The 24,591-nt window shown below is 39.0% G+C and carries 17 protein-coding genes; 12 read left to right on the forward strand and 5 right to left on the reverse strand.

From position 1 onward, the window contains the following. Window positions 1-23: 23 nt before the first annotated feature. The gene (locus tag AAW12_RS18515) at window positions 24-365 is read left to right on the forward strand and encodes a DUF4377 domain-containing protein (protein ID WP_084823232.1); all 342 of its coding nucleotides are present in this window, start codon (window positions 24-26) and stop codon (window positions 363-365) included. A 209-nt stretch (window positions 366-574) separates the two neighbouring features. Here AAW12_RS18515 and AAW12_RS18520 read toward each other — a convergent pair whose 3' ends face one another. Then, on the reverse strand, window positions 575-1,213 hold the full coding sequence (locus AAW12_RS18520) for an isochorismatase family protein (protein ID WP_046675132.1): 639 nt from the start codon (window positions 1,211-1,213) through the stop codon (window positions 575-577). A gap of 410 nt (window positions 1,214-1,623) precedes the next feature. Between AAW12_RS18520 and AAW12_RS18530 the strand changes: the two genes are divergently transcribed. The 6 genes from AAW12_RS18530 to AAW12_RS18555 all read left to right on the forward strand — a co-directional run bounded on the left by AAW12_RS18530 (window position 1,624) and on the right by AAW12_RS18555 (window position 14,540). Continuing rightward, a complete protein-coding gene (locus AAW12_RS18530) occupies window positions 1,624-3,972 on the forward strand; it encodes a TonB-dependent receptor (RefSeq protein ID WP_084823233.1) in 2,349 nt (782 codons plus the stop codon). A 210-nt stretch (window positions 3,973-4,182) separates the two neighbouring features. Then, complete coding sequence (locus tag AAW12_RS18535; protein WP_046675134.1) at window positions 4,183-6,753, forward strand: hypothetical protein; 2,571 nt, start codon at window positions 4,183-4,185, stop codon at window positions 6,751-6,753. A gap of 150 nt (window positions 6,754-6,903) precedes the next feature. Continuing rightward, complete coding sequence (locus AAW12_RS18540) at window positions 6,904-7,965, forward strand: LamG domain-containing protein (protein ID WP_156167697.1); 1,062 nt, start codon at window positions 6,904-6,906, stop codon at window positions 7,963-7,965. Window positions 7,966-8,002: 37 nt separating this feature from the next. Continuing rightward, entirely contained in the window at window positions 8,003-10,975 is a 2,973-nt protein-coding gene (locus AAW12_RS18545) for a SusC/RagA family TonB-linked outer membrane protein (protein WP_046675135.1), read from the forward strand. Window positions 10,976-10,985: 10 nt separating this feature from the next. Next, a complete protein-coding gene (locus tag AAW12_RS18550) occupies window positions 10,986-12,638 on the forward strand; it encodes a RagB/SusD family nutrient uptake outer membrane protein (RefSeq protein ID WP_046675520.1) in 1,653 nt (550 codons plus the stop codon). 12 nt (window positions 12,639-12,650) lie between these two features. Beyond that, on the forward strand, window positions 12,651-14,540 hold the full coding sequence (locus tag AAW12_RS18555) for a GxGYxYP domain-containing protein (RefSeq protein WP_084823234.1): 1,890 nt from the start codon (window positions 12,651-12,653) through the stop codon (window positions 14,538-14,540). Window positions 14,541-14,751: 211 nt separating this feature from the next. On the opposite strand, the gene AAW12_RS18560 is transcribed toward AAW12_RS18555, so the two are convergent. From AAW12_RS18560 to AAW12_RS18575, 4 genes are all read right to left on the reverse strand, one after another. Beyond that, entirely contained in the window at window positions 14,752-15,564 is an 813-nt protein-coding gene (locus AAW12_RS18560) for a helix-turn-helix domain-containing protein (protein WP_046675136.1), read from the reverse strand. Window positions 15,565-15,656: 92 nt separating this feature from the next. Beyond that, the gene (locus AAW12_RS18565; RefSeq protein ID WP_046675137.1) at window positions 15,657-16,676 is read right to left on the reverse strand and encodes an SDR family NAD(P)-dependent oxidoreductase; all 1,020 of its coding nucleotides are present in this window, start codon (window positions 16,674-16,676) and stop codon (window positions 15,657-15,659) included. Between the two features lie 178 nt (window positions 16,677-16,854). After that, on the reverse strand, window positions 16,855-17,361 hold the full coding sequence (locus AAW12_RS18570) for an STM3941 family protein (protein ID WP_046675138.1): 507 nt from the start codon (window positions 17,359-17,361) through the stop codon (window positions 16,855-16,857). A 201-nt stretch (window positions 17,362-17,562) separates the two neighbouring features. Continuing rightward, complete coding sequence (locus AAW12_RS18575) at window positions 17,563-20,025, reverse strand: outer membrane beta-barrel protein (RefSeq protein ID WP_046675139.1); 2,463 nt, start codon at window positions 20,023-20,025, stop codon at window positions 17,563-17,565. A 275-nt stretch (window positions 20,026-20,300) separates the two neighbouring features. Between AAW12_RS18575 and AAW12_RS18580 the strand changes: the two genes are divergently transcribed. The 5 genes from AAW12_RS18580 (at window position 20,301) to AAW12_RS18600 (ending at window position 24,540) form a co-directional block, all read left to right on the forward strand. After that, window positions 20,301-20,942, forward strand: a complete 642-nt coding sequence (locus AAW12_RS18580) for a MarR family winged helix-turn-helix transcriptional regulator (protein WP_046675140.1) — start codon at window positions 20,301-20,303, stop codon at window positions 20,940-20,942. Window positions 20,943-21,054: 112 nt separating this feature from the next. Continuing rightward, entirely contained in the window at window positions 21,055-22,533 is a 1,479-nt protein-coding gene (locus AAW12_RS18585) for a phytoene desaturase family protein (protein WP_046675141.1), read from the forward strand. A gap of 4 nt (window positions 22,534-22,537) precedes the next feature. Further along, complete coding sequence (locus AAW12_RS18590; RefSeq protein ID WP_046675142.1) at window positions 22,538-23,374, forward strand: phytoene/squalene synthase family protein; 837 nt, start codon at window positions 22,538-22,540, stop codon at window positions 23,372-23,374. A 9-nt stretch (window positions 23,375-23,383) separates the two neighbouring features. Continuing rightward, a complete protein-coding gene (locus AAW12_RS18595) occupies window positions 23,384-23,842 on the forward strand; it encodes a sterol desaturase family protein (protein ID WP_046675143.1) in 459 nt (152 codons plus the stop codon). Beyond that, a complete protein-coding gene (locus tag AAW12_RS18600) occupies window positions 23,839-24,540 on the forward strand; it encodes a lycopene cyclase domain-containing protein (RefSeq protein WP_046675144.1) in 702 nt (233 codons plus the stop codon). Before AAW12_RS18595 ends, AAW12_RS18600 begins: the two co-directional genes overlap by 4 nt. The last annotated feature ends 51 nt before the right edge of the window (window positions 24,541-24,591 follow it).

Below are 24,591 nucleotides of genomic sequence, written 5' to 3' on the forward strand. Positions count from 1 at the left end.
TAGTTATTATTAAAATTTCTTGTATGAAACGTATAAACCAATTACTCAAGGGGCTTCTTGCCGTCTTCACTTTATTCTTTTTTATCCAGTGTAGCAAAAATTCTGCTGAAAGCAATGAGAAAATAATGATTGTGGGACCGCAGTTGGTTGATTGCGAAGGTGTCAGCCCAATGAAGTGCATGCAGGTCAAGGCGAAAGAATCAGATAACTGGGAATATTTTTATGGGAATATCCAGGGATTTAACTATGAATCAGGATATGAATATGTGATCAAAGTAAAGGTAGAAGAGGTCAAAAACCCTCCTGCTGATGGTTCATCTCAGCAATATACACTGATAACTCAAGTGTCAAAAACAAAAAAGTAATTTGATTATATACTAAGAAAGTCCCTTTTTGAGAAATTGGGACTTTTTTATTTTCTTATCCAGACTGCCAAACGAAAAAGACCTTTATTCCTTTAGGAAAAGGGTAAAAGTGATGAAAACGGATGATACGCTTTTTTTAACGGAAGGTAATCTACGGGATAAGCTTATGTAAAAGCGATCCCGCAGATGGTTAAACAAAATAAAAGTACTTATTTGCTTTCTAGTGCGACTTCCTGTGCTTTATAATAGCTTTCTATTAAAGCTTGATAATTAGGCATCACCAAGGAAAGTGCATGTGCATATTTCGCAGCGTCCGTATGTTTCCAACTTTTTAATATTTCACTAATTACAGCTGTGGTCGTAATGGGAATAACGCCTGCCAACTGTAATCGAGAAATTGTTACTTGTGTTGATAATGGACTCATATCGCCTGAAGCATCAATGACCGCAAAAACTTCATAACCTTCCGAAATTGCTGAAATGGCAGGAAACGCCACACAAACACTTGTTAATACACCTGCAATAACCAATTTTTTCTTACCAGTAGCTTTAACAGCTTCAACAAATGCAGGAGTATCCCATGCATTTACTTCACCAGTACGTCCGACATATTGTGCATGTGGGGCATTTTCGTGGATTTCTGGCATCAATGGACCATTCGGACCCTTTGGTTCTGAAGCAGTTGTAATAACAGGAATGTTTTCAATAGCGGCGACCTGTGAAAGAGCGACTACATTACTTCTCAATATAGGTACTTCAATATCTTTTACTGTCTGGAATAGACCACTTTGGTGATCGATCAATAAAAATGCTACATCGTCCGCGTTGATTCTTGTTGTAAGTGCCATGACTTTAAGATTTAAAATGTTAATACTAATTTTTTATAATGTCAATGGTTCCGGTATTCATGAAATCTAACCTAGAGGAACCTGTTTCTTTTGTTTGATAAAGTTAGGGACTGTTGAAGCAGCAAAAAATGGAGTACAATAAGCGTAAAACATAATGTACATTAAGATTTATTGCCGCTATTATCATTCTGCATCCTAAAGGAATATCGATGGAGTTATTCGATCGCTTATTATTCTAAATTTTTAGCTTTAAGTATTTCCCAACTTTACTATATTTGCCGCTAATAATAATTAGTCTAAATAGTAATTATGTCTTTTTGCAGAGCAGTATTTCCAGGATAGCAAGGTTTGGAAATAGAAAGATATCAATATGCAGACAGGGCAAATGATTTTTTAAACACCTTAAATACATGAAAAAAACAACAAGATCTTGGTTTATTACCCAGAATACAATATTGGCTAGTAGTCTATTGGTTTTAAGTTTTTCTATAATTCCAGCAATAAGTTTTTCCATGGAAAAACCGATGACTGTTAAGAAAAATGGTCATGGTCAAGAACCAGGGATAATTAAGGGCAAAGTGAAAAATTCAGTGGGGAAAGGTTTGTCCAATGTGCATATCAATATTGACGGGATAAATAGTACCAAGACTGATAATGAGGGGAATTTTATTTTTTCAAAGATTCCTAAAGGAATTCACTCCATGACCGTAAAGCATATTGGTTTTCAAGAAATCAGATCGCAGATCGCACTGGAAGGGGAAATTCTGAAGCTTCCGGACTTTGTCATGGAACAAACAAGTAATCATTTGAATGAAGTTGTCGTGACGGCGAGCAGATTGGCTGAAAGCATCGACGAAGTACCATCGTCAATTACCTATATCGGAGGTAAGACCTTAGAAGATCAGCGTCTGATAAATGATAACTTACCTAATATCTTAATGCAGAAAGTGCCAAGTATCTCTCCAAGTGAGGAAAGCCAAAATAACTTCATCGCTAAAATACGTGGTCGGAATTTTTTGGTACTTATTGATGGGATTCCTCAATCTACTCCTTTAAGAAATGGCGGAAGAGATATGAAGACGATTGACGCTAGCGCAATTGACCATATTGAAGTCATCAACGGTGCCTCTGCAATGTATGGAAATGGTGCCGCTGGTGGTATAATTAATTACATTACAAAGAAGCCAAAGACAGACAAGAGTTTTCATTCGTCAACCTCTTTAAATAATTCCCTAAGCTTGGTCAAACCAAGTGAAACATATGGGTATAATTTGGCACAAGTATTTTCGGGATCGCAAAACAAGTTTGATTATGTCGTGCAAGGAAAGATTGCGCGAACCGGCGTGGTCCGCAGCTCTGATGGTACCATTGTAAGTCCATTCTATGGTCTTGGCGAGACAAAAAGTTATAATACCTTAGCGAAGATCGGTTATCAGATTAACGATAATCATCGCATTGAATTGATGGGTAACTATTATAGAAGTGTTCAGGATAGTAAATACGTCGGCACTAAGGGTGAGTTTGGAAGTAAACCAGCTATAGGGGTCCCTTCAGACACAGTGATTAATGGCGGAACACCTTACAATAAAGCTTTTCATGTAAAGTATGATGGCAACTTTGGTCGGACTTCAGCAAATATGAGTCTGTATTATGAAGATATGAACACGGTATTTGAAACCTACAACCAAACCTATTCAGATCATAAGGGAGCTAGACTAAATTTTAGTACGCCCTTTGATCTATCCAACAACAATAAAGTAACCTTAATTTATGGCGTAGATCTTTTAAAAGATCACACGGTTCAAAAAACGTTGAGCGATGGATTAGTGACACCCGATATGAACATGAAAAGTGGGGCTTTATATCTTCAAAGTAAATTTAATCTCGCCGATTACTGGATAGTGAAAGGTGGTGTGCGGTACGAAAACTTGGATTTTAAGGTAGGGGATCTGACAAAAGCAGGGAAAGTCACTCCTGGAGACAAGAGCAATTCAAATGCATTTGTATTCAATTTGGCAGGAAGGTATAATAAATTGAAATACCTACAGCCCTTTGCTTCATTTTCGCAAGGATATTCTATCGGCGATGTGGGGCTTGTATTGCGAAATGGAGTACCTTTGAGTCAAATCGATCCGAAGCCAGTAGTTGTCAATAACGTTGAGTTGGGTCTAAACGGGACCTATTCTATGTTGAGCTACCAATTGACAGGGTATTATAGCTCCTCCAAAAAAGGCAGTACATTCGCAGAAACGTCAACACCTGGTAATTATGAATTGATTCAAGTGCCGCAACGTATATACGGTTTGGAATTTGTTGTCGATATAACTCCTGTTGACTGGTTCAAGTTTGGTACTATACTCGGGTACATGGATGGTAGGCAAGATTTGAAAAATGAGGGAAAGTATAAGGATAAGTTGGACAACTCCATTATTTCGCCTTTTAAAATAAATATTAATGCCGATTTCAAATTGACAGATCGGTGGAACGTCTATCTCCAATATTTACATTTGGGTAAACGCGATGTTTTTCAACCTTCTGAATATAATTATGGCAAATACCCGATTTCGGGCTATGGGCTGATGGATTTCCAAACGCGCTATAAATTAAAGAATCTAGCTTTCATTTTTTCAGTTAATAATATCCTAAATAATGATTACTTCCCGCTGCACGCAGAGGTGAGAGGAGCCACCAATGAAGGCCGTTATTATGTAAAAGGAAGCGGGACAATAGCAAATTTAGGTATTCAATTGGATCTGTAATTATTTATCGTAATTTCTATATTGCAACTGGAATAAAATTCAAAAAATAGAATTGTTTCGAAGGTATTATAAACTGTTCCCATTAGACGTATAAGAATTGGATTCATCTGTGTTGGGTGATATATATGAGTTTTCAGTTTTTGTTATTAGATTAGCATAACTGAATTATCGATTTCGATATTAATATTAATTTCTCTGACCATTTGCCACATGAAAGGGTGTTTTTCAAGGAGTATAGACCATGGATTTTTCAACTATATTTTAGCGATTTGTTTCGCGCTTCTTTTTACGGAGACATGGGGAAATGGACTGAGAATAAAAGGAAACGCATATCCGATTAACGATCGATCAGCTGCAGCGATATCTTTCGGCCAAATCAAAGGATTGGAATCATTTAATAAAGGGACTTTTCAGCTGTCTTTTAACCTGGCGCTTGATGAAAAATCAAATCAAGGTGGAATATTTAAATTGAATTTTGTCAATTCAGAACAGGCCATTTCAATGAATCTCCGAAGTATTCGTGGCGATAAGATTGAATTTAGCCTTAATTTGGAAGGTTCAAGTAGTTTGGGACACCTTGTCTTTGATAAAAGTCAGCTTAAAATTCAACAGTGGTTTTCAGTAAACTTGCATATCGACCTGTCTAGGAAAAAATTATTGTGGAAAGTGTTGGATCAAAGCATCGTCCTCTCTGAAATCACGGGTTTGAAAGCCAATGCAGGTCCCCGCCAGCTAATCTTCGGAAAGAATGGCTATGCAATAGATGTAGCCGATTATACCATTAAAGATATTTATTTATCTGGTGGAGATGTACATTGCAGTATCCCATTGAAGGAACGGCAGGGAGATATTATTCATGATAGCCGTGGCAATGCCATTGGAAAAGTGCTGAATCCGAACTGGATGACAACGGAATCCTTTTTCTGGGAAAAATGGAAGACGATAAAACTCAAATCTATTGGAGGTTATCAAATTGATCAGCGTGGTGGCCGGCTAATTGTTTTTTCACAGGACAGCCTTCGCACTATTGACCTGTATTCTGGCAAGGAATCAGTCCATCCAATGCCGCATAATCTTCCACTTCGGATTCAGTTAGGAAATAGCTTCCTTCACGATAATAAGCTTTACATCTATGAAGTCAATAATTTGCCTCAAGATAGCTGTTCCATTGTACGCATAGATCTGGATAACCCACAGCTTGTTTGCGTAAGCAAAAAGCAGTTACCGATGCAGCTCCACCACCATACCGGGCAGCTCCTGTCGCAAAAAGATTACCTTATTTTTGGAGGTTTTGGAAACGAACGTTATAATGGAAATTTTCTAAAGTTAAATATCCAAAATGGAACATGGGACACGCTGTCGGTTAAAGGTGATAAAATTCATCCCCGCTATTTTACTTCTTCTTTTCTCGATAGTTCCGATCATTTATACATTTTTGGCGGAATGGGAAATCCACAAGGAGATAACAATCTTGGGCGTAGCTATTATTATGATCTGTATCAATTTGATGTCAACCAGCAGTCGATTAAAAAAATCTGGCAGCTTCAATGGGAAGAGAGAAACAAGATCCCTGTACGACAACTGGTTTATGATGGCAAACGGAACTTCTACAGCCTGATGTATTCCGAATACGAATCCAGTTCTTCTCTCCAGTTGTACCAATTTTCATTGAATAAACCGACCTATCAGCCTTTGGGCGATTCTATTCCGATTAGGTCCGATAAAATAAAAACCAATGCAAACCTTTTTCAATTTGAACCATTGAATAGATTTTACGCTGTGACTGAGGTCTATGATAATGAAGAAGTGAGGTCAGAGATCACAATCTATAGATTAAGACTTCCTGTTTTAACAGCGAGTGATTGGAATAGTGAACAAGAATCAAAACGGATATCCTTTCTCCCTTGGATAATAGGTTGTGTGATTCTTATTCTAGGAGGATTATATTGGAAGTGGAAGAGAAAAATAGGTAATAAGGCTGTTTTAACACCCTTGTCATCCTATCAAATACCCATTGACCGTCCAGCCAATAAACCGCATTCAGCCGAATTGCTTTTGACCAATGATTTTCTGTTTCCATCAGTAAATTGCATCCATCTCTTTGGCGATTTTCAGGTTATTGATGCGAAAGGAGTGGATATTACACATCTTTTCAAAGGAAAAATAAAGCATTTATTGATATTGCTCCTTTTACACAACCCCCAAAAAGGAATCAAATCTGAACTATTGAGCAGCTTGCTTTGGCCTGAGAAGGAACATGGTGCTGCCAAAAATATTCGAGGCGTTACGCTAAACCACCTTCGCAAATCTTTAGAATATCTGAATGGAATTAAATTGGTATATGCTCAATCCTATTATAAAATAGAATTAGACGGAACTTATATCGATAGTTATCACTTTAAATCCATTATGGAGAGCAATTCAATAAGCAATGAATTGTGGACAATCTTGAGCCGTGGACAATTTCTGTCCAAGGAAAGCGCTGATGGATTAGATATGCTAAAATCTCAAATGGAACAAGATATTTGCGATTTTCTAATGCGTCAGATTCAACATGCCATTGTTATAAATGAATTGAGGATGGCGTTGCAGCTCATCCATTTCCTTTATGAAACGGATCCAACTTCCACTGAAGCACTGAAAATCGAAATTAACATTTGGAAGAGAATCGGGGATATGGCCAAAGCTAAAAAGGCATATCAAAAATTTCAAAAGAGATATCATAAATGGATGGAGGTTAATTACAGTATATCTTTCGAATCCCTTTTAGATCAGGATTAGTGCGTTTTTCTAATGATTAACCCTTTGATTAACCCCTAAATTAATCAGCTTGCATTAATATTGTTTTCGAATAAAGCCAATTAAGCTAAATCCAGTAAATCAATTTAGCAATGTGCATATTCTAATGATATTAAAATAACCAATCTGATTATGAAATGGATTAAAAACAAACTGCTTCTTATTTTTTGCGGTACGTTATTGTTTACCGCCTGTGTTCAGGAAAAGCAGGGGCCAATGGAGCTTGATCTTTCCTGCCTGAACAATTATCTGGATACCATGCAAGTTCTTTTGGATACAGCCAAAATAGGTGAAGTCGATGGAACTTATCCTAAAGCGAATGCCATTGAATTAGAACAGGCATTAGGCCATCTCAAAGAGGGGATTTCCAAAGCAAAGGCCGGCTATTTTGTCTTACCTTTTGAGGTGAATAGCTTTTGTATCGACGCTAGTAAAGCCATTCAAACATTTCGAAATTCCTATCAGGAAACATTGTCGTCTGGTACTGTTGGTGAATTACAGGTATTTGGGATTGATAAAAAGGGATACATCGATTTTGGTGAGTCTAATTTGTTCAGCTCTTCCAGACAATTTACCGTAGAATCCTGGATCAAATATGACCCTGGTTTTTTTGAGTTTGCCATTGGAGATTTTGTCGCCACTTTTAGTCATGATGGTAAAGGTGTAAAACAAGGTTGGATGGTTAATTTTATGGGAAGTAACCTCCGTACGACGCTTGGAATGGGACCTCAGCAAGACCGTGTATTGGAGTGGGGCGCAGCCTATCCAACCAATTATGGGCAATGGAATCATCTTGTAGCTGTTTATGACGAATCCTTGGCCTCGGATCAGTTAAAGATGTATATCAATGGTAAATTATTATTCTCCAAATCTAACGATATCAAGGATCCAGCGGGTGTATTACAAAAATATCAGCCGAATAGCCGCAATCTTAAGATGTGGGCTTTTGTAGAGCCCGAGGACAATAATCGTGGTATGACGGGATATATAAAGAAATTTCGATTATGGAGTAGCGCTAAATCAGCTGTAGAAATAGACCAGTTGATGACTGCTGAAGTGTCTGGAACGGAATCGGATTTGATATGCGCTTGGGATTTCGTGAAGGTACCCGAAAACAGCCAGTCGATCCCAGATAAAACCAATAAGTTCCATGCAAAAATTGTAGGCCAGCATAAATGGCACAAAATCAAATAAGGAGATCAATATAGTATCAATTTATAAAAAGATAAGGATGAAAATTTATTATAAATCTATTTTCACTATGGCAGTGCTTATGCTGTTTTCCATTGTTGTTATTGGACAGCAGCGTCAAGTGAAAGGTCGGGTGAAAGACAAGTCTGGCACTCCTTTGACGGGAGTATCTATTTCAACTAATTCAAGATCGCTGGCATCAAGTAAGTCTGATGGAACCTTTGATTTGAACCTTCAAGTGGGCAATTCGTTGACATTTACTTTATTGGGATATGAATCGGTTATTACGACTGTTCCTGCCAGCGGAAGTCTAGAAGTAACGATGATGAGTAAGGACGAAAACCTCGATGAAGTCGTTGTTTATGGTTATGGAAAAGTGCAAAAAAAGGATTTGACAGGCTCAATTGCCAATATTCAAAATTCGGAGTTGGTTCAAGCGCAAGCCACCAATGTAACCGAAGCGCTAAATGGTAGGGTAAGTGGAGTTTTGGTTACCAAAACCAACAATAGACCTGGAGCCGATATGAGTGTTCAAATCAGGGGAACGAATTCATTCAATTATTCCAACGAACCTCTTTATGTCATTGATGGTATTCCATCTTACTCAGGGATGAGACACTTAAATGCCGCAGATATTGAGTCTATCGATATTTTAAAGGATGCATCTTCATCTGCTATTTACGGTTCCAGAGGAGCTAATGGAGTGGTGATTATTACGACGAAGGCAGCGGGAAAAAAACAGGGTTTTCAATTAGAATACGCGGGCTCGCTCAATCTTAAAACACCAACTCGTATTCCTGATATGATCGGCAATATGGGTAACGGACTTGAATACGTAAATTATAAAATTGCGCTTTGGAAAAAGAAATATGGTGAAAGCTCATTAGGCCGCTCTGATTTCCTAACCACTGATGAAAAACGTCGTATTAAATATGGTGAATATTATGATTGGCTACGCGAAGTGACCTCAAATAGCTTAGGAAATACACAATACCTCAGTGCCAACGGACAATCCGAAAAGAGCAATTATGCTTTTTCTGCAGGGTATAATAATGACGAAGGACTGGTCGGTAACGAAAATTTTAAGCGTTACACGGTCAATATGGGGCTGCAGCATCGTATTTCAGGACGCTTCAAAGTCGGGATGAACAACTATTTTTCGTTTAATAGAACCAATCATGGGGCTGATGATGCACTTATCAATGCTTATTTCATCCCGCCGATTGCAAGTCCATATGACAAAGATGGGAACTATGCATTCGAAGTACAGCCCACATCAAGTAAAATAAACCCTTTTGTTCAAATAGAGAACAATAAGAAAGTTACAGAAGCGAACTTTATCAATCTAGCTGGATTTACGGAATTCAAACCTTTACAGGAGCTCACCTTCAAATCGCAATTTGCGATCCAGCTGGATAATGATACATATGGGGAATGGATTGGTCGATATACGCAGGCTAAAAGCGGTGTCAATGCACCGGATGCCTTCCGTCGGGAAAGCAAAAACCTAAATTATGTTTGGGATAATACCTTAACCTATGATAAAAACTGGGCTGATATACATAAAATTAACGTCGTCGGTTTATTTAGTATGCAGAAAGAAACTCATCAGGGATCACAGATGCGTGGTGTAGGTATGCCTTTTGATTCAGATTGGCATGCAATCCAATCAGCAGACGAAATTACCGATGTTTCGAGCTACTATTGGGAAGCAGCCATGTTATCCTATATGATGCGCTTTAATTACGGGTATAAAGATCGTTACCTCTTGACACTGACAGGGCGTAGGGATGGAACCTCACGGTTAGCACCGCAGAATAGGTGGGGATTTATGCCTTCCGCCGCGATAGCTTGGCGTATATCCAACGAAGAGTTTATGAAAAGACAACACCTTTTTAACGATCTAAAACTACGGCTGAGCTGGGGTAAGAGTGGTAACAATAATATGGACTACAATGTGGTCAATAGCGTATTGGATCTTTCTAAATATGTGATCAATGGTAAAGGACAAAATGGTTATGGCATCGGCGGGACAAAGGGTAATCCTGCTCTCACTTGGGAGATGACTTCAGAATGGAACCTTGGATTGGATTTTGCGCTATTGAACAACCGTCTGTCTGGGACAATAGATATCTATGACCGGACGACCAAAGATTTAATTTTCAGACAATCCGTGGCTGGTCTCAATGGTTTTACTTCTATTCTTCGTAATGTCGGAACAACGGGTAACCGTGGAATAGAACTCAATCTGAAAAGTATCAACGTACAACATGGCAATTTCTCCTGGAAAACAAACGCAGTTTTTTCGCTGAATAGGAACCGTATTAAGGATATTTTTGGCGACGGTAAAGATGACCTGGCGAATAGGTGGTTTATTGGTCAACCTATTCGGGTTATCTACGATTTCGAACGTTTGGGAATCTGGCAAGAAGAAGAAAAGGACATGGCAACAAAATACGGGCAGGCCCCGGGGCATATCAAAGTTGCGGATCTCAATGGCGACGGTGTTTTGGACGAGCGTGACTACAAGGTCCTCGGCACGCCTTCTCCTGACTATACCTTTGGCTTGACAAATACCTTTAGCTACAAAAATTTTGATCTTACAGCCTATGTGTATGGACGAATTGGAGGTTTATATAACGATGATTTCACCTATACATTCACCGCTTGGGACAACGAGCACTGGAATAAATTGAATGTTGCCTATTGGACACCGGAAAACAGAAGTAACAGCTATCCACAGATCGGGGCACAGTCCTATTATACCCAAGTATTGGGAAAAGTGAGCGGCACTTTTGTAAAAGTACAGAATATTACCTTAGGGTACACATTGCCTGCCGCGTTGGCTAAACGGTTAAAAAGTAAATCTTTTAGGGCCTATGCATCCGTTATTAATCCATTTACATTTACAAAGTACCTGGGGCCCGATCCAGAGATTATCGGCGAAAATCTTTACACTCAACTTTCCATCTATCCTCGCATATTTAATGTTGGGGTGAATGTTTCATTTTAATTATTACGACATGAAGAATATATTTAAAAATCAAATAAACCTTTTCGTGCTGGGCGTTTCGCTGATGGTTGGTATGGTCGGTTGTTCCAGCTTTCTCGATGTCGATTCGCCTTCTGTAGTAACCGATAAATTTTACGATAGCAAAGAAGGTCAGCAAAAGTTGCTAGTCGACTTATATGTGAAGAGTAGAGCTGTTTTTAATACAGGTGAAATGCAATATTTCGGAACGGACCTCTACATGGCAATTACCGAAGGTGAATCGGAGCGGATGTTCAACGGTTATGATAAGACCTTCAATGGTACAGCGCCAGTTGTAGGCGGATATTGGAACAATTTATATAAGATTGTACAAGAGTCCAACATTCTGCTAACTCGAACAACTGCAGACATTGCTGGAACAGACTATCCAAAAATGGTAGCGAAAGGTAAATTCTTCCGTGCCCTTGCATATTATTATTTAGTGGAAACATTCGGGGACGTCCCACTTTATCTGGAAGAACAGAAAGAGGTGCTGAAAAGTGTGCACCGTGCCTCCGAAACGCAGATCTATAAACAATTGATTGAAGATCTGGAAAGTGCAAAAGGGACCCTTCCATTCGGAAATGCTGAGCTAGGAGAAGTAAATGACGCTGCAATTCGATTTTTGTTGGGGAAGCTTTATCTAACGCGGGCATATAAATCTTATGCGGTGACGACAGATTTTAAAGATGCGGCACAAAATTTTATGAGTATCAGTCAATCGGGTCAATATCGCTTATTGGGATCATATGCGAGTGTGTATGACGAAAATAATCAAAATAATAGCGAAGTAATCTGGGCGATGCAATATGGCACGGACAAGAACTATGTCGGTGGGGGGAATCCACAGCAGCAGCTATTTGGCTTTAACATAACTGCATTGGAGCCTGACCTTTTTGTTCGTAATCAAGCTGACTATAGCGCTATGAGTAGGCAATATTGGGTTATACCGCGTGTTCATGAATATTTTGACAATCCCGATGTGGATACACGTTACGACGTAACCTTCAAACGTTCATTTATAGTGAATAATCCAGCAAGTGAAGATTTTGGCAAATTGGGGATCTATTTTCCACGCTGGAATGACCATTCGGGGAATGTTGTTGGAGCGTTACGTTTTTACCCCTTTAAAAATGGAAATGACTACAATTGGTATCCGCAGTCTACTGCATTGCCTGTACTGACCAATGCGATAGACCGGATGCCCATTATCCAAAAATTCAAAGATACCAAAATGCCCTGGGGTGGGGCAGGTACACGAGAAGATGTTATATACCGTCTATCGGATGCATATTTATTAGCAGCAGAGGCCTATTTGGGCATGCATCAAAATCAAGAAGCACTCCATCTTGTCAATGAGCTCCGCAAACGCGCTGCGCTATCCGAGACTGCTTTCAACGATCAGCTCAAACTGTCGGCTCTTAGCTTGGATGTACTGCTCGATGAAAGAGCACGCGAACTTATGGGCGAGCACGATCGCTGGTTTGATCTAAAACGGACCGGTAAACTTATTGTGCGGGCGAAGGCCAACAATCCATTGGTTCAAAAATACAACAACCTAAACCCCGTTCACCTATTGAGGCCTATTCCACAGGATGAAATCAATAAAACCGAAGGATTGACCCAAAATAATGGTTATAATTAAATTGAATGCTTTATGAAATACGCTATGATTACTGGAATAATGCTTGCCCTATGCAGTCTATTTTTGAGCTGCTCAAAATATAAAAGTCCCGATATCAATCAAGGTATGAATGATACCGTTCCACAACTATATGAAGAGCTTTACGAGCCCATTAAAGATAACGGGCAGTATAATTTATTAGAGATGACGGTAAAACCCAAACGATACTGGTCTGTCGTGGAGGTTCTTAACGTTGGTTCTAGAAACAATATTGGTGAAAGCAATGAAATACGAGGCTTACAGTATCATTTATTGGCGCAATCGCTCGCTGGGTTGACCAACCGTGCTGTACAGCAGGGAAAGAGCCAGATCGCTGTCTGGTTGCATGATCATGCGGGGCGGGAATCCTACAGCCTGTCTAAGCAGGCGTTGGGTGATCTTGGGGTTAGCGAACAAGGGATGCAAAGTGCCATTGAGCTGGCGCGGAATAATTATGGCCCGTCCGATGGGATCAAGTTGCAGATAAAAGATCTATTCGACGGTTATGTACTCACGGATGTAACAAATAATCCAGAAAGTAATATCGTGGCTTCAGTGGCTTCTTCCGTGTACAATGCGTTGATTGTTGATGTACGCGACAAGGCCAAATATGATGCGGCCGGATATGCGATGAAATATGATGCGCGTAATAAATCCACGGCAGATGCCTGGAAAGAATTTAAAACGAAAGTTAGCAACAAAGCGTTGGTGGTTATGCCCGTACAGACTGGAGAATTGCGCGACTTCGCAATTGCCAACAACTTATTTGTCCTCAACATTAATAAGCAAAAAGAGAACGCAACTGCCGGCCAGAATTTACAGGTGTATGAGGAAATATTATCGTGGCTGGCGCCTGGCGCCCCAATCTATGGATGGGAGCAAGGCGTGGATGAGTCGGTATTCGTAAGCAGGGCATCTGCCAAGGGGCATGTCTGGGTCCCTAGCGATTGGACGTATAATATTCCATTGACTTCATTGACATACAAACAGCGTCAGACAGGTGTATTGGCTAAGGTTGTCAATCCGCAGTTTATCGACTGGTCGAAGGATAAGAAATTCGTTGCTTATTATCTTTCGGATGGTGACAATGTACAGTGGATGATGAACGATTTTGTTTCTGATTACTATCAAAACAGCGATGCCGCGAACATGAAAATGGGGTTTGGTATTTCTGCGAGCAATCTTTTGCAAATGGCACCAAGTCAATTTAGTAACGTCTTTAATAAGCAGCATCGTGATTATACTTTGATTGAAGCCCTTGGAGGTGGTTATCAATATGTTGATAATTTTGGGATCGAAGATAACCGTACCACACGTCTGGCCAATTTGGCCAAAGATGTTGCACAGCATATGCGGCAACATCGCATTAAAGTGCTTGGACTGATGGCTAAAGATGTGAAGTCGGCAGCTGCCAAAGAAGGGTATCAAGCATTTATTGATGCTAATGATCAGCTCGAGGGACTTGTTGTCTTACAATACAGTCCTTATGCAGGCGGAAAGGGAGATATTATTTGGTTGAAAAATAAACAAGGGTATGAGATTCCGGTCATTAGCATTCGTTATACGCTTTGGAATTTTGGAAATGTTAATCATGAACGGGAGGGAACCCCAGCTTATATTGCCCAAAAACTTACAGCAGACACCGAAAATAAGTTCTCCGTAATCGGGGTGCACGCGTGGAGTAAGTTTAGAGATATTGGCAAAGGGGCAGATCCTATCGCGGAAAATACGGGCGGAGAGTTGGACGGAGCTTCGGCGGCAAAACTTATGCGAAACCATTTGGGAATAGATTTCGAGACCGTCAACGTCCAGGAATTGATTTGGCGCATACGTATGAGCCACAATAAAGAGGAAACAGAACGATACTTGAAATCCTATTACTAAGCACGGATCTAACATACAGTCGATAAAACAATACATCTTCCGTTGAGTCATTCTGCCATTGCATGGGCTCGCGGCGGATGTATTGGAAGTCTGCACGATGATAGGTGGCCTTTGAGATAAGCTTGCGCTCGCTAAGATTTGTATTCAACGTTTTCAAATGCTTAATATGTATCCGGAATGAAATTCGCTATTAGACCTATTCAACATTTTTTCAAAGTCGCGATGCTAGCAGATCGGTAGGCGTGTAACCAAAATGCTTTTTAAACGCATAGGAGAAATGTGAAAGATTTTCGAATCCTACCGCGTAACAAACTTCGATTGGTTTCATTCTTTTTTCAACAAATTGATAGTGTGCTAGCTCCAATCGTTTTTTTGTTAACCATCGCTGCGGTGTGAGGTTGAAAATCTTGCTAAAATCCCTTTTGAAGGTGGTTAAACTTCGTCCTGTCAGATAACCGAATTTTTCCAGCGATAAATTGAACATAAAGTTCTTTTCCATATAGCCTGCCAGGTCAATTTTGCCGGGTTCTTCAAAGTTAGCCAAAATAGGATCTATTTCTTTATCTATCGCCCGGAGGATACTGATTGCTTCCGTGATTTTCAGGGAGGCAATGTTCTCGGGCAGTTTCTGTAGTTCAAAATAAGGAATCAATGAGGAAAGACAGCTTTCCAGTAAAGGATGATTGTTAAAGCTGTATATCTTTTCCGATTTTCGAGCAGAAGGCTTTATGGTCAGATTTGCATAGAAATTTTTTAGCTTCTCACTCGTTAAGTGCATCACGACCGTTTTGTGAGGCTGTCCATCTTTTGGGTAGTTGATAATTGTTGCTAACTGATTTCTTGGTATTAAAAAAATATCACCTTCTTTAAAGAAGTAAGTTGCATCGGCTTGTACAATTTTTGTTTCACCGGAAATAAACCAGATTAACATATGGCACTCGAAACTGATATCCGATTTGAAAAACTTATCCTCATAACAGGATAGCTTAATATCATCTGTTATATATTTTGCTTTATACTCCATGATTCGAATTTTCTGTTCGGCTTTAAAGGCATTGTGATGACATAAATATAAAAAATTAATAGCTAAATCTTTTATCGTAAGCCGTTTGGATATTAGTCTATATTGAACTTTACTCCGATCATTTCTTCACTAAGGTGCCAAAGGCGTTTTGCTGAATCTTTATCCAATGAATATTGTTGGACACCGTTCTGATGCAGTTTTGTATGGGTTGGGATTAAAGGATCTGTTGGTAGCAACTCTGCGATATCGTTATCTTCCAGATATACACCGCCTATTTCATCTAATAACGGACTGGTCGCTGCAAAAACCGTAGTCGCAGCACCTTGTGGAATGGTCTTCAATGCAGCCATTATCGCTGGGTGTATATTTCCATTTTCATCTAAAAATCCTAACTTCCTCCATTGTTCCGGGTCTGCATTCCGTCCTAATTCTGTACCTCCGATCGAGCCTGGATGTAAAGAATACGCCCTTATATTAAAATCTTTGGCTCGGTTATCTAGCTCTAAAGTGAAAAGATTGCTTGCCGTTTTTGATTGACCATAAGCCTGAAGAGTTTCATATTCGCGATTTTCAAAATTTGGATCTTCAAAATTGAAGGAAGAATTATGGTGTCCAAGAGAAGATACATTGACAACTCGTGCAGCACCCGCCTGTTTTAATGCGGGCCACAGTCTAGCTGTAAGATGAAATTGCCCTAAATAATTTGTCGCTAGTTGCGATTCAATTCCACGTTGGTCGCGCTGCAAAGGGACCCACATAATACCGGCATTGTTGATTAGTAAATGAAGTGGTCTGCCTGATGAAATGAATTTTCTAGCAAATCTGTCAATAGAAGCTGGTTCAATCATATCCACTTCTTCGATTTCGATATTTACTATACCTGCTAAATTTACTTTTGCTTTTTCAACGTTTCTTGCAAGAACGATAACAGTTGCACCGGCAGAAGCGAGCGTTTTGGTAGTTTCAAGTCCGATTCCCGTATTACCTCCCGTTACAATTGCGATTTTATTGCTTAGATCAATTCCTTTAATGACGTCCTCTGAAGTAGATTTTGCTGTGAAGCCAGAACCGATTGGTTTCTGTAATGCTCCTTGATAATTGTTTGCTTTCATTTTAAAAATTTGATTTTGTTAAGACAAAGGTAGGAGGGATTTTGACGCATGGTTTTGTTTAGACGTCCTAACTTACTTTGTTTAAAAGATCAATGAAAAATATAAGGCGAACAACTCATTCAATTGACTTGTACAGGTTTTGAACGATGTTGGGGAATCAATCTTTTTCTTTTTACTGTTAATGATACCGCTGATAATACTCTTCTATCAATTTTTTGAGCTCATTGAAGTCAAGCGACAACTGATCGACCGAAATGGCTATTCCATTTTCGAGCACATGTTGTTGTACTTGTGGAGCGAACTGCTGGATATAATTTTCGGGATTGTGTAGCTTCAAAAAAACAAAATGGACACCATGGGCCATCCCTGTTGAGACGGATTGAATCGCAGTCCATTTTACAGTCCCAACCTTTATTCCTACTGGTGTACCGTTATATCGAATACCATCTGCGTTTAATAGGAGGCCGGTTCGATCTTTATTAAATAGGGCCTTTATACCACCAATCAGACAATAACACCCTAAGCCTCCTAAGGTCAACATCAGTGCCCCAGGGAAAATTCTTATTTTTTCGGCGACAAAGAAGATATAGTAGGCAAATGCCAAAGCCGCTATCGTCATCAGCAAACCAAACAGCGCTAATTTCAGGCGCTTTTTATTATCAAATTCTATGATAGTCTCATTCATAATTCACTTTTTCTTCTATGTATTTATAGGACTAAATTAGAATAACTTTCCTCAAATTTTCAAGGGAATTCCAATTCGTGGTGAACCGTTTTAAATTCGCGGTATTTTAATGTCTATCTGTATTTAAGCTATTTTCTAAACTCAATTATATCCAGCGCGATGCCTCCACGAATCATCTGTGATGATCAAAGTATTGATGGGTTAATCTATCCTCGAATCCTTTTCGAGCTTTTTGGTCTGTTTTGCTGAAAAAGTTTTTCCAAAATTGTAGCTGAAACTCAATTTTGCATAGCGTGACTTCAATTTATTCACTGTTTCAATGCTAATCACATTGCCTAAACTGGAAATAGGCGCTTTTTGTAAGTTGAAAATATCCTCAATCGTGAGGGATATATTTAACTTGTCCTGAAGCACTTTTTGCTGTAAACCCGTCGTGATATATCCCGTTGCGCCATATTGCATTTGAAAACTATTTTTTTTCGATGCATAAAAGCCGAGTATTTGAACAGTAGTCTTTGGCAGAATATAGATGAAAGTATTGATCGACCCACTAAAGTTGACAATCCCAGGTAACAAAATATCTTCTGTATTGTTCGATCTGAAAGTTGGGCGTTGTGCTGATAAATATGTACTGACATTCACGCTGCTTCCAAACTTGTTTTGCGACATGACATAACCTCCAATTTGATTTAGATTGTAATCATTATAATAGTTAAACTCTGGACTCCCAACTTCCTCATTATATCTGGAGATATATGTAAACATATTCTTCGAGGAGTTTCCATATAAAGAAAATATCAGTGAATGGTTGCTATTCCACTTATGTGAATATTGCAGATCTAGCCTATTCGCAAAATATGGCTTCAAATGCGTGTTACCATTGGTGAAATAGATAGGATTATTGTTCACCGCAAAAGGATTGAGCATACTATATCCGGGACGTTCGATTCTTCTGTTCCCTGATAAAGCAATGCTGTTTTTAAGGTCTTCGAAATCATAACGTATATTAAAGTTGGGAAATAAATTAAGATAGTTGTTTTTAATTTGTTCGTCAGTTAAAACGGCTCGTAATTGATAGTCGAATGATTCTAATCGCAAGCCTAAATCGAAGGAGAAGTGTTTCAATTTACCATTCAGAGAAGAATAGGCTGCAAGTATATTTTCGTTATAGTGAACCTTATTTTCACTATTTAATTCTCCTGCATCGATAATTCCATCTGTGGCTAGATTCTTAAAGAAGCTTTCTGTATTTGCACGGGCATATTTTGCACCGAATTTTAGATCAATACCCTTTCCAATGTTTGTTTTGTAATCTGTATTGAATGTCCAGATTTCATATGGTCTGGAAGTAATAAAATTTCTGCTATCATTTTCTGAGGAATTTATTTCCGTGTTAGAAAAATCATATGCCTTTCTCCAGAATGAAGTGTTATTCTCATTCGAGTATTTCGCGTAATTCATACCGATCGAAAGCTTGCTTTTCGTTTTAAAATCTTTATCATAAATGAAATCGGCGATATGAAAATTATTGTCCAAAAACATGAAGTCCTGCTGTTTAAGCTGCCTTTGAAATTGATCTTCCCGATTATAGATCGTAGCATCTCTTTCATTAGGAAATTTGCCATAAAAGCTGGCGTACCAATAATTAAAAGAGAGTGTGCTCGTCGAATCAATATTATAAAGTGTATTGGTTTTCATGGAATGTGTTCTTTGGGATCTTTCGCTGGCCTGTTCTTGTCTATAGAGATAACTAGAATCGGGTAAGTAATAGTTTTTTATTAGATCGTTTCGTTTATGTAGGTTTTCACTATATGAAAAATTATAACCCACTGAAATTTCAAACTTACTTTTTTTAAGATTCAAATTGAGCGATTGGTCGGTCCCCCAAAGGGTGGAAACACTTGTACTTACCGACCCAAAGAACCCCAAATTGGAATTTTTCTTAAGTCTGATATCGAGCACACCTCCATCTCCGGCGGAATCATATGCCGCACCTGGACTTGTAAGCACGTTAACGGACGAGACCTCATTGCTCGGTAGAGATTTCAGGTAGTTCAATAAATCTTGACCACCCAAATTGGCTTTCCGACCATTGATCAATACAGTAGCTCCTTTTCCAAGCAATTGTAATTTGCCTTCCATTTCATCAACTGTTAATCCCGGAACCTGCTTGAGCAGTTCTGCTATATTTGTACTATTGCCTAGTATATTGTTTTCCGCATTAAATCTATACCCACCGGTAATAAGTTCTAGGGGAGGTTTTCTGGAAGAAACTGCGACCTCCTCAAGCTTATTGTCAATCTTATGAAGCTTTATAGTACCCATATCTATATTGCTCCCGTTGGGTATTACAATTCTTTTTATCTGAGACTGAAAGCCCATATGATTGATTTTTAGGTAAAATGAACGCTGACTATGGGTCAATTGGAAGTCCCCACTTTCATTTGTCACCACTGTTCTGACAGGATTACTGCCACTTTGATGATCCAGTAAGGATATGGAAACTAAATGAACAGGTTCGTTAGTAATAGAATCAACTACTTTGCCCGTAACAGTAAAGGTTGAATCGATGAATGAAATGATCGTCGTGTTAGACGAAGCATGAGATATAGCGAAAAACAACAGGTATGGGAGAAGTAGGGCATTTTTTTTTAACTCTTTCATGTATTTAAGGTTCTTGTGCAAAGCTTGATGACGATTTTTTGTGGTTAGTGACTATAGGTTAGTCGAGCTCACGGAAAAAATGTTGCACGTGTAATAATAAAAACGAACATAACTTTAGAACCTTGGTCTTGTTATAGTTAAAGCAAGTCTCTATCCTCGATGGGTTACAGTTTGCCACTATTAAGGCTATGATGTTGGTTTATTTTTATTCTAAAAAATATTATTTTTAAAATAATTAAAACAAATATGGTATATTTATGTTCTAAATAAAGTGTATGAAATATCAGCTTTTAAAAGAAATCATTGGATTAGTTGAAGAGTTTGAACAGGAAAACGTAGACGGAATCTATAGCACTGACGCAAATGGATTTAAACGTTGGATAGTAACAAAGGAAACCGATGTTCTCGAAGAACCCAATTGGGACGGTAAGGAAAATGGGCGTAGTCCGGAAAGTGTCATCAGCACGTTAATAGTGCATATGAATAGGTTCGCAAAAAGTTATTCAAAGGCTGCTATTTGGGAATCTGATTTTTCCACACAAGAGGAGTTTATCTATCTTATTACACTACGGTCCTTTGGTGAGATGACAAAAATGGAATTGATCAGAAGGAATATTCATGAAAAACCAACCGGCATGGCCATTATAAACCGTTTGATCAAACAAGGTTGGATACGTCAACACGATTCAAAACTGGACCGCCGGAGTAAGTTGCTGTACATCACGGAAAAAGGCTTGTCGGCATTGGACCGGCAAATGGGAAAAATACGTCATGCGACGCAGATTGTTTCAGGCGATTTGACCTACCACGAAAAAATAACATTGATAAGTTTATTGGATAAACTGAGCAAATTTCATCAATTAATCTATGATAGAAATATTGCACCGGAAAAATTGCTGGAGCAAGTGAAGTTATAATCCACATCGGGATGCGATAGAAATGACAAAAGGCAATAGGATGTGTACATTACTAGTTGCGGTGCCAATAACTCGATTGGGAATTGCCCAAGTAGTTTAGCTAAAAAAACAAATGAAAAAGAAGGTAGCCGTTATTGGCGCAGGTTTTTCGGGTCTTTCAGCGGCAGCGTATCTTGCTAAAGCAGGGTACGATGTGCATGTTTTTGAGAAACATACGCAGCCCGGTGGAAGGGCGAGACAATTCAGTACGACAGAAGGATTTAAATTTGATATGGGACCGAGCTGGTACTGGATGCCCGATATCATTGAGTCCTTTTTTTCGGATTTTGGATGCAGCACAGCTGATTTTTTTGAGCTTGTATCGCTCAATCCTCAATTTGAAATGATATTTGACTCCGGACAAGTTCGTGTTCCGGAATCCTATCAGCAATTAAAACTATTATTTGAACAGATCGAACCTGGGGCGGGTACGCAATTAGATCGATTTATGGAAGCTGCAAAATTTAAGTATGAAGTGGGGATGCGGGATTTCGTCAATAAACCCTGTCACAATTGGGGCGAATTTCTCTCTCCAAAAATTGCACTTAGCGCTTTTAAGCTGGATTTGCTTTCCAATTTCCGATCCTATGTTGCCAAATATTTTAAGGACCAACGATTGCGGACATTAATGGAATTTCCGGTCATATTTCTGGGCGCCTCACCCAAGGATATTCCGGCATTATATAGCCTGATGAACTACGGCGGTTACGCACTTGGCACTCATTATCCGAAAGGAGGTTTTTTTCAATTAGTACTGGCGATGCAGCAAGTAGCGGAGAGGCAAGGTGTCACTTTTCATTTCGATCATAATGTTGATACATTAAAAATTGAAAAGAATAAGATCACTTCATTAGGTGTTAATGGCGTAGATTACGCATTTGATCTTGTGGTTGCATCCGCTGATTATCATCATATCGAAACACTACTTACCAAGGAGTTGAGAAACTATGATGAAGATTATTGGAAGAGTAGGACCTTTGCCCCTTCGAGTTTGATATATTATCTGGGGATGAAATCCTCCATCCCAAATCTAACACACCACACACTGTTCTTTGAGCATCCGTTGGACGATCATATTGACTGTATATATGGTGAAAAAAAATGGCCCCAAAATCCACTGTTCTATGTATGTTGTCCATCCAAAACGGATCCTCATGTGGCTCCTGCAGGCAGTGAGAACCTCTTCTTGTTGATGCCATTGGCGACAGCTATCTCAGACGATGATGAAACACGTGAAAAATACCTAATTAAGATGTTAGAGCGTTTGGAAAAGCATACTGGTACAAAAAACCTATACGAGCAGATTACATACAAGAGAAGTTACTGCGTAAGCGACTTTATCAGCGATTACAATGCTTACGCTGGAAATGCTTATGGGCTAGCAAATACATTAAAACAGACAGCGGTATGGAAACCCAAGATTAGAAATAAGAAAGTCCATAATCTTTTTTATTCAGGTCAGCTGACAGTTCCTGGTCCCGGAGTACCTCCATCCATCTTATCGGGGAAAATTGTTGCCAAAGAAGCCATTGATTTATATCGTAAAACATAAGACCATGAAAAAGCTATTTGATGAACTCGCTTATGAAGTAAGCAAAAAAACAACTGAAAAGTATAGTACAAGTTTCTCGCTTGGTATATTGGCCCTCAAGCCAAGCATTAGGGCTAGTATTTATGCAATCTATGGCTACGTAAGGTTGGCTGATGAAATAGTCGATAGTTTTCATGGTTATGATAAGCAGCGACTTTTGGCGCGGTTGTACCTCGAGACTAACTGTGCTTTAGAGGAAGGTATCTCATTAAATCCGATATTACAGTCTTTTCAGGAGACGGTGCATAAGTATGCTATCGACATCGAGCTGATCCGACAATTTCTGCATAGCATGGAAATGGATCTGAATAAGGTCGACTATAATTCCGAACGTTATAAAGAATATATTTATGGTTCGGCTGAAGTGGTGGGGCTGATGTGTTTACAGGTTTTTACAGAAGGTAATAGAGAGCGCTATGAGGAGTTAAAACCTTACGCCATGAAACTGGGTTCTGCATTTCAAAAAATAAACTTCTTGCGTGACCTCAAGGACGATTATCAGGTGCTTGGACGTACCTATTTTCCAAACCTGGATATGGCGGTGTTTGACAATGCACTCAAAAGCCAGATTGAGGATGAGATACACAGCGAATTTAAGGAAGCGCTTTTGGGAATCAAAAAATTGCCTGCATCGGCAAAATTTGGCGTTTATCTGGCTTATAAATATTATCTTTCATTATTTGCGAAGATTCGGAAAAAATCCTCCAAAGAAATTCTGGAAAGCAGGATTAGGATACCTAATGCGCAAAAAGCCTATGTAGCTTTTAAAAGTTATCTACGTTACAAAGCTGCTTACTTATAAAATAGAGTTATGAATTTTATTACAGTATTGGTCACTTTTATTGCTATGGAGGGCGCCACCTGGCTTATCCATAAATACATTATGCACGGCTTTCTCTGGATATTACATCGCGATCACCATGATCACAGCAATGTGGGGTTTCTGGAAAAAAATGATTACTTTTTTATCATTTTTGCCCTTCCCACGATCGCGTTGATGTATTTCGGGTCGTTAAAGGGGTACAATTATCTGTTTTATATTGGATTGGGAATTATGCTCTATGGTATGGCATATTTCTTTGTGCATGATATATTTATCCATCAACGTTTCAAATGGTTGAGTAAAACGAATAACCGTTACTTTTTGGCGCTTCGTCGCGCCCATAAACAACATCATAAACATTTAGGCAAAGAGGAGGGCGAGTGTTTTGGCTTTTTATATGTTCCAATGAAATACTTTAAAATGTATACTAACAATGAAAAAATATGATGCAATATACTTATTCGCTTATCTTATTTTTTACGGTCATAATCTGTTTTGTCGCATCCTTCGACAAGCGGCTTCGATTCGATCGTGAGTTCATCCCATTTTTAAAGGCATCAGCGCTTGTTGCTGTATTTTTTATAGCTTGGGATGTCTGGTTTACCAGTAAGGGAGTGTGGTGGTTTGATACAAGATATACCTTGGGACTCGCTATAGCAGGACTACCATTGGAAGAATGGCTATTCTTTATCTTCATCCCTTTTTCATGTATTTTTACCTATTTCTGCATCGATAAATTTTTTAGATTACAATCGCTATCGGCTTTTAATAATATTGTTGTCTTTGTAAGTTTCATTATATGTGCTGTTGTTGCCCTTCGATATGCTGACAGAATCTATACCGTAGTTACCGCTGCTGTGACTATGGTGACATTGGTGCTTTTTCACTTTGTATTTCGGATACAATGGATTACGCAGGCCTCTTTAGTCTTCACTTTGCTGATGCTGGGCTTTTTACCTGTCAACGGCATACTAACCGGAACAGGATTGGAGTCCCCTATTGTCAATTACAATCCAATGGAATTTATGGGGATCAGGGTACTTACGATTCCGGTTGAAGATGCAGTGTACGGATACACTCAGTTTTTGTGGGTTCTTTACTTTTTCAAAAAGTTTCAAAGTATGCCCCTAAAATCCAATCTATAAAGTGGATGCATTTGGACAGCTCAAATAAGCTCAGAAATCCGCTGCTTTATT

The sequence above is a fragment of the Sphingobacterium sp. Ag1 genome, assembly GCF_000988325.1.
Lineage (GTDB): Bacteria > Bacteroidota > Bacteroidia > Sphingobacteriales > Sphingobacteriaceae > Sphingobacterium.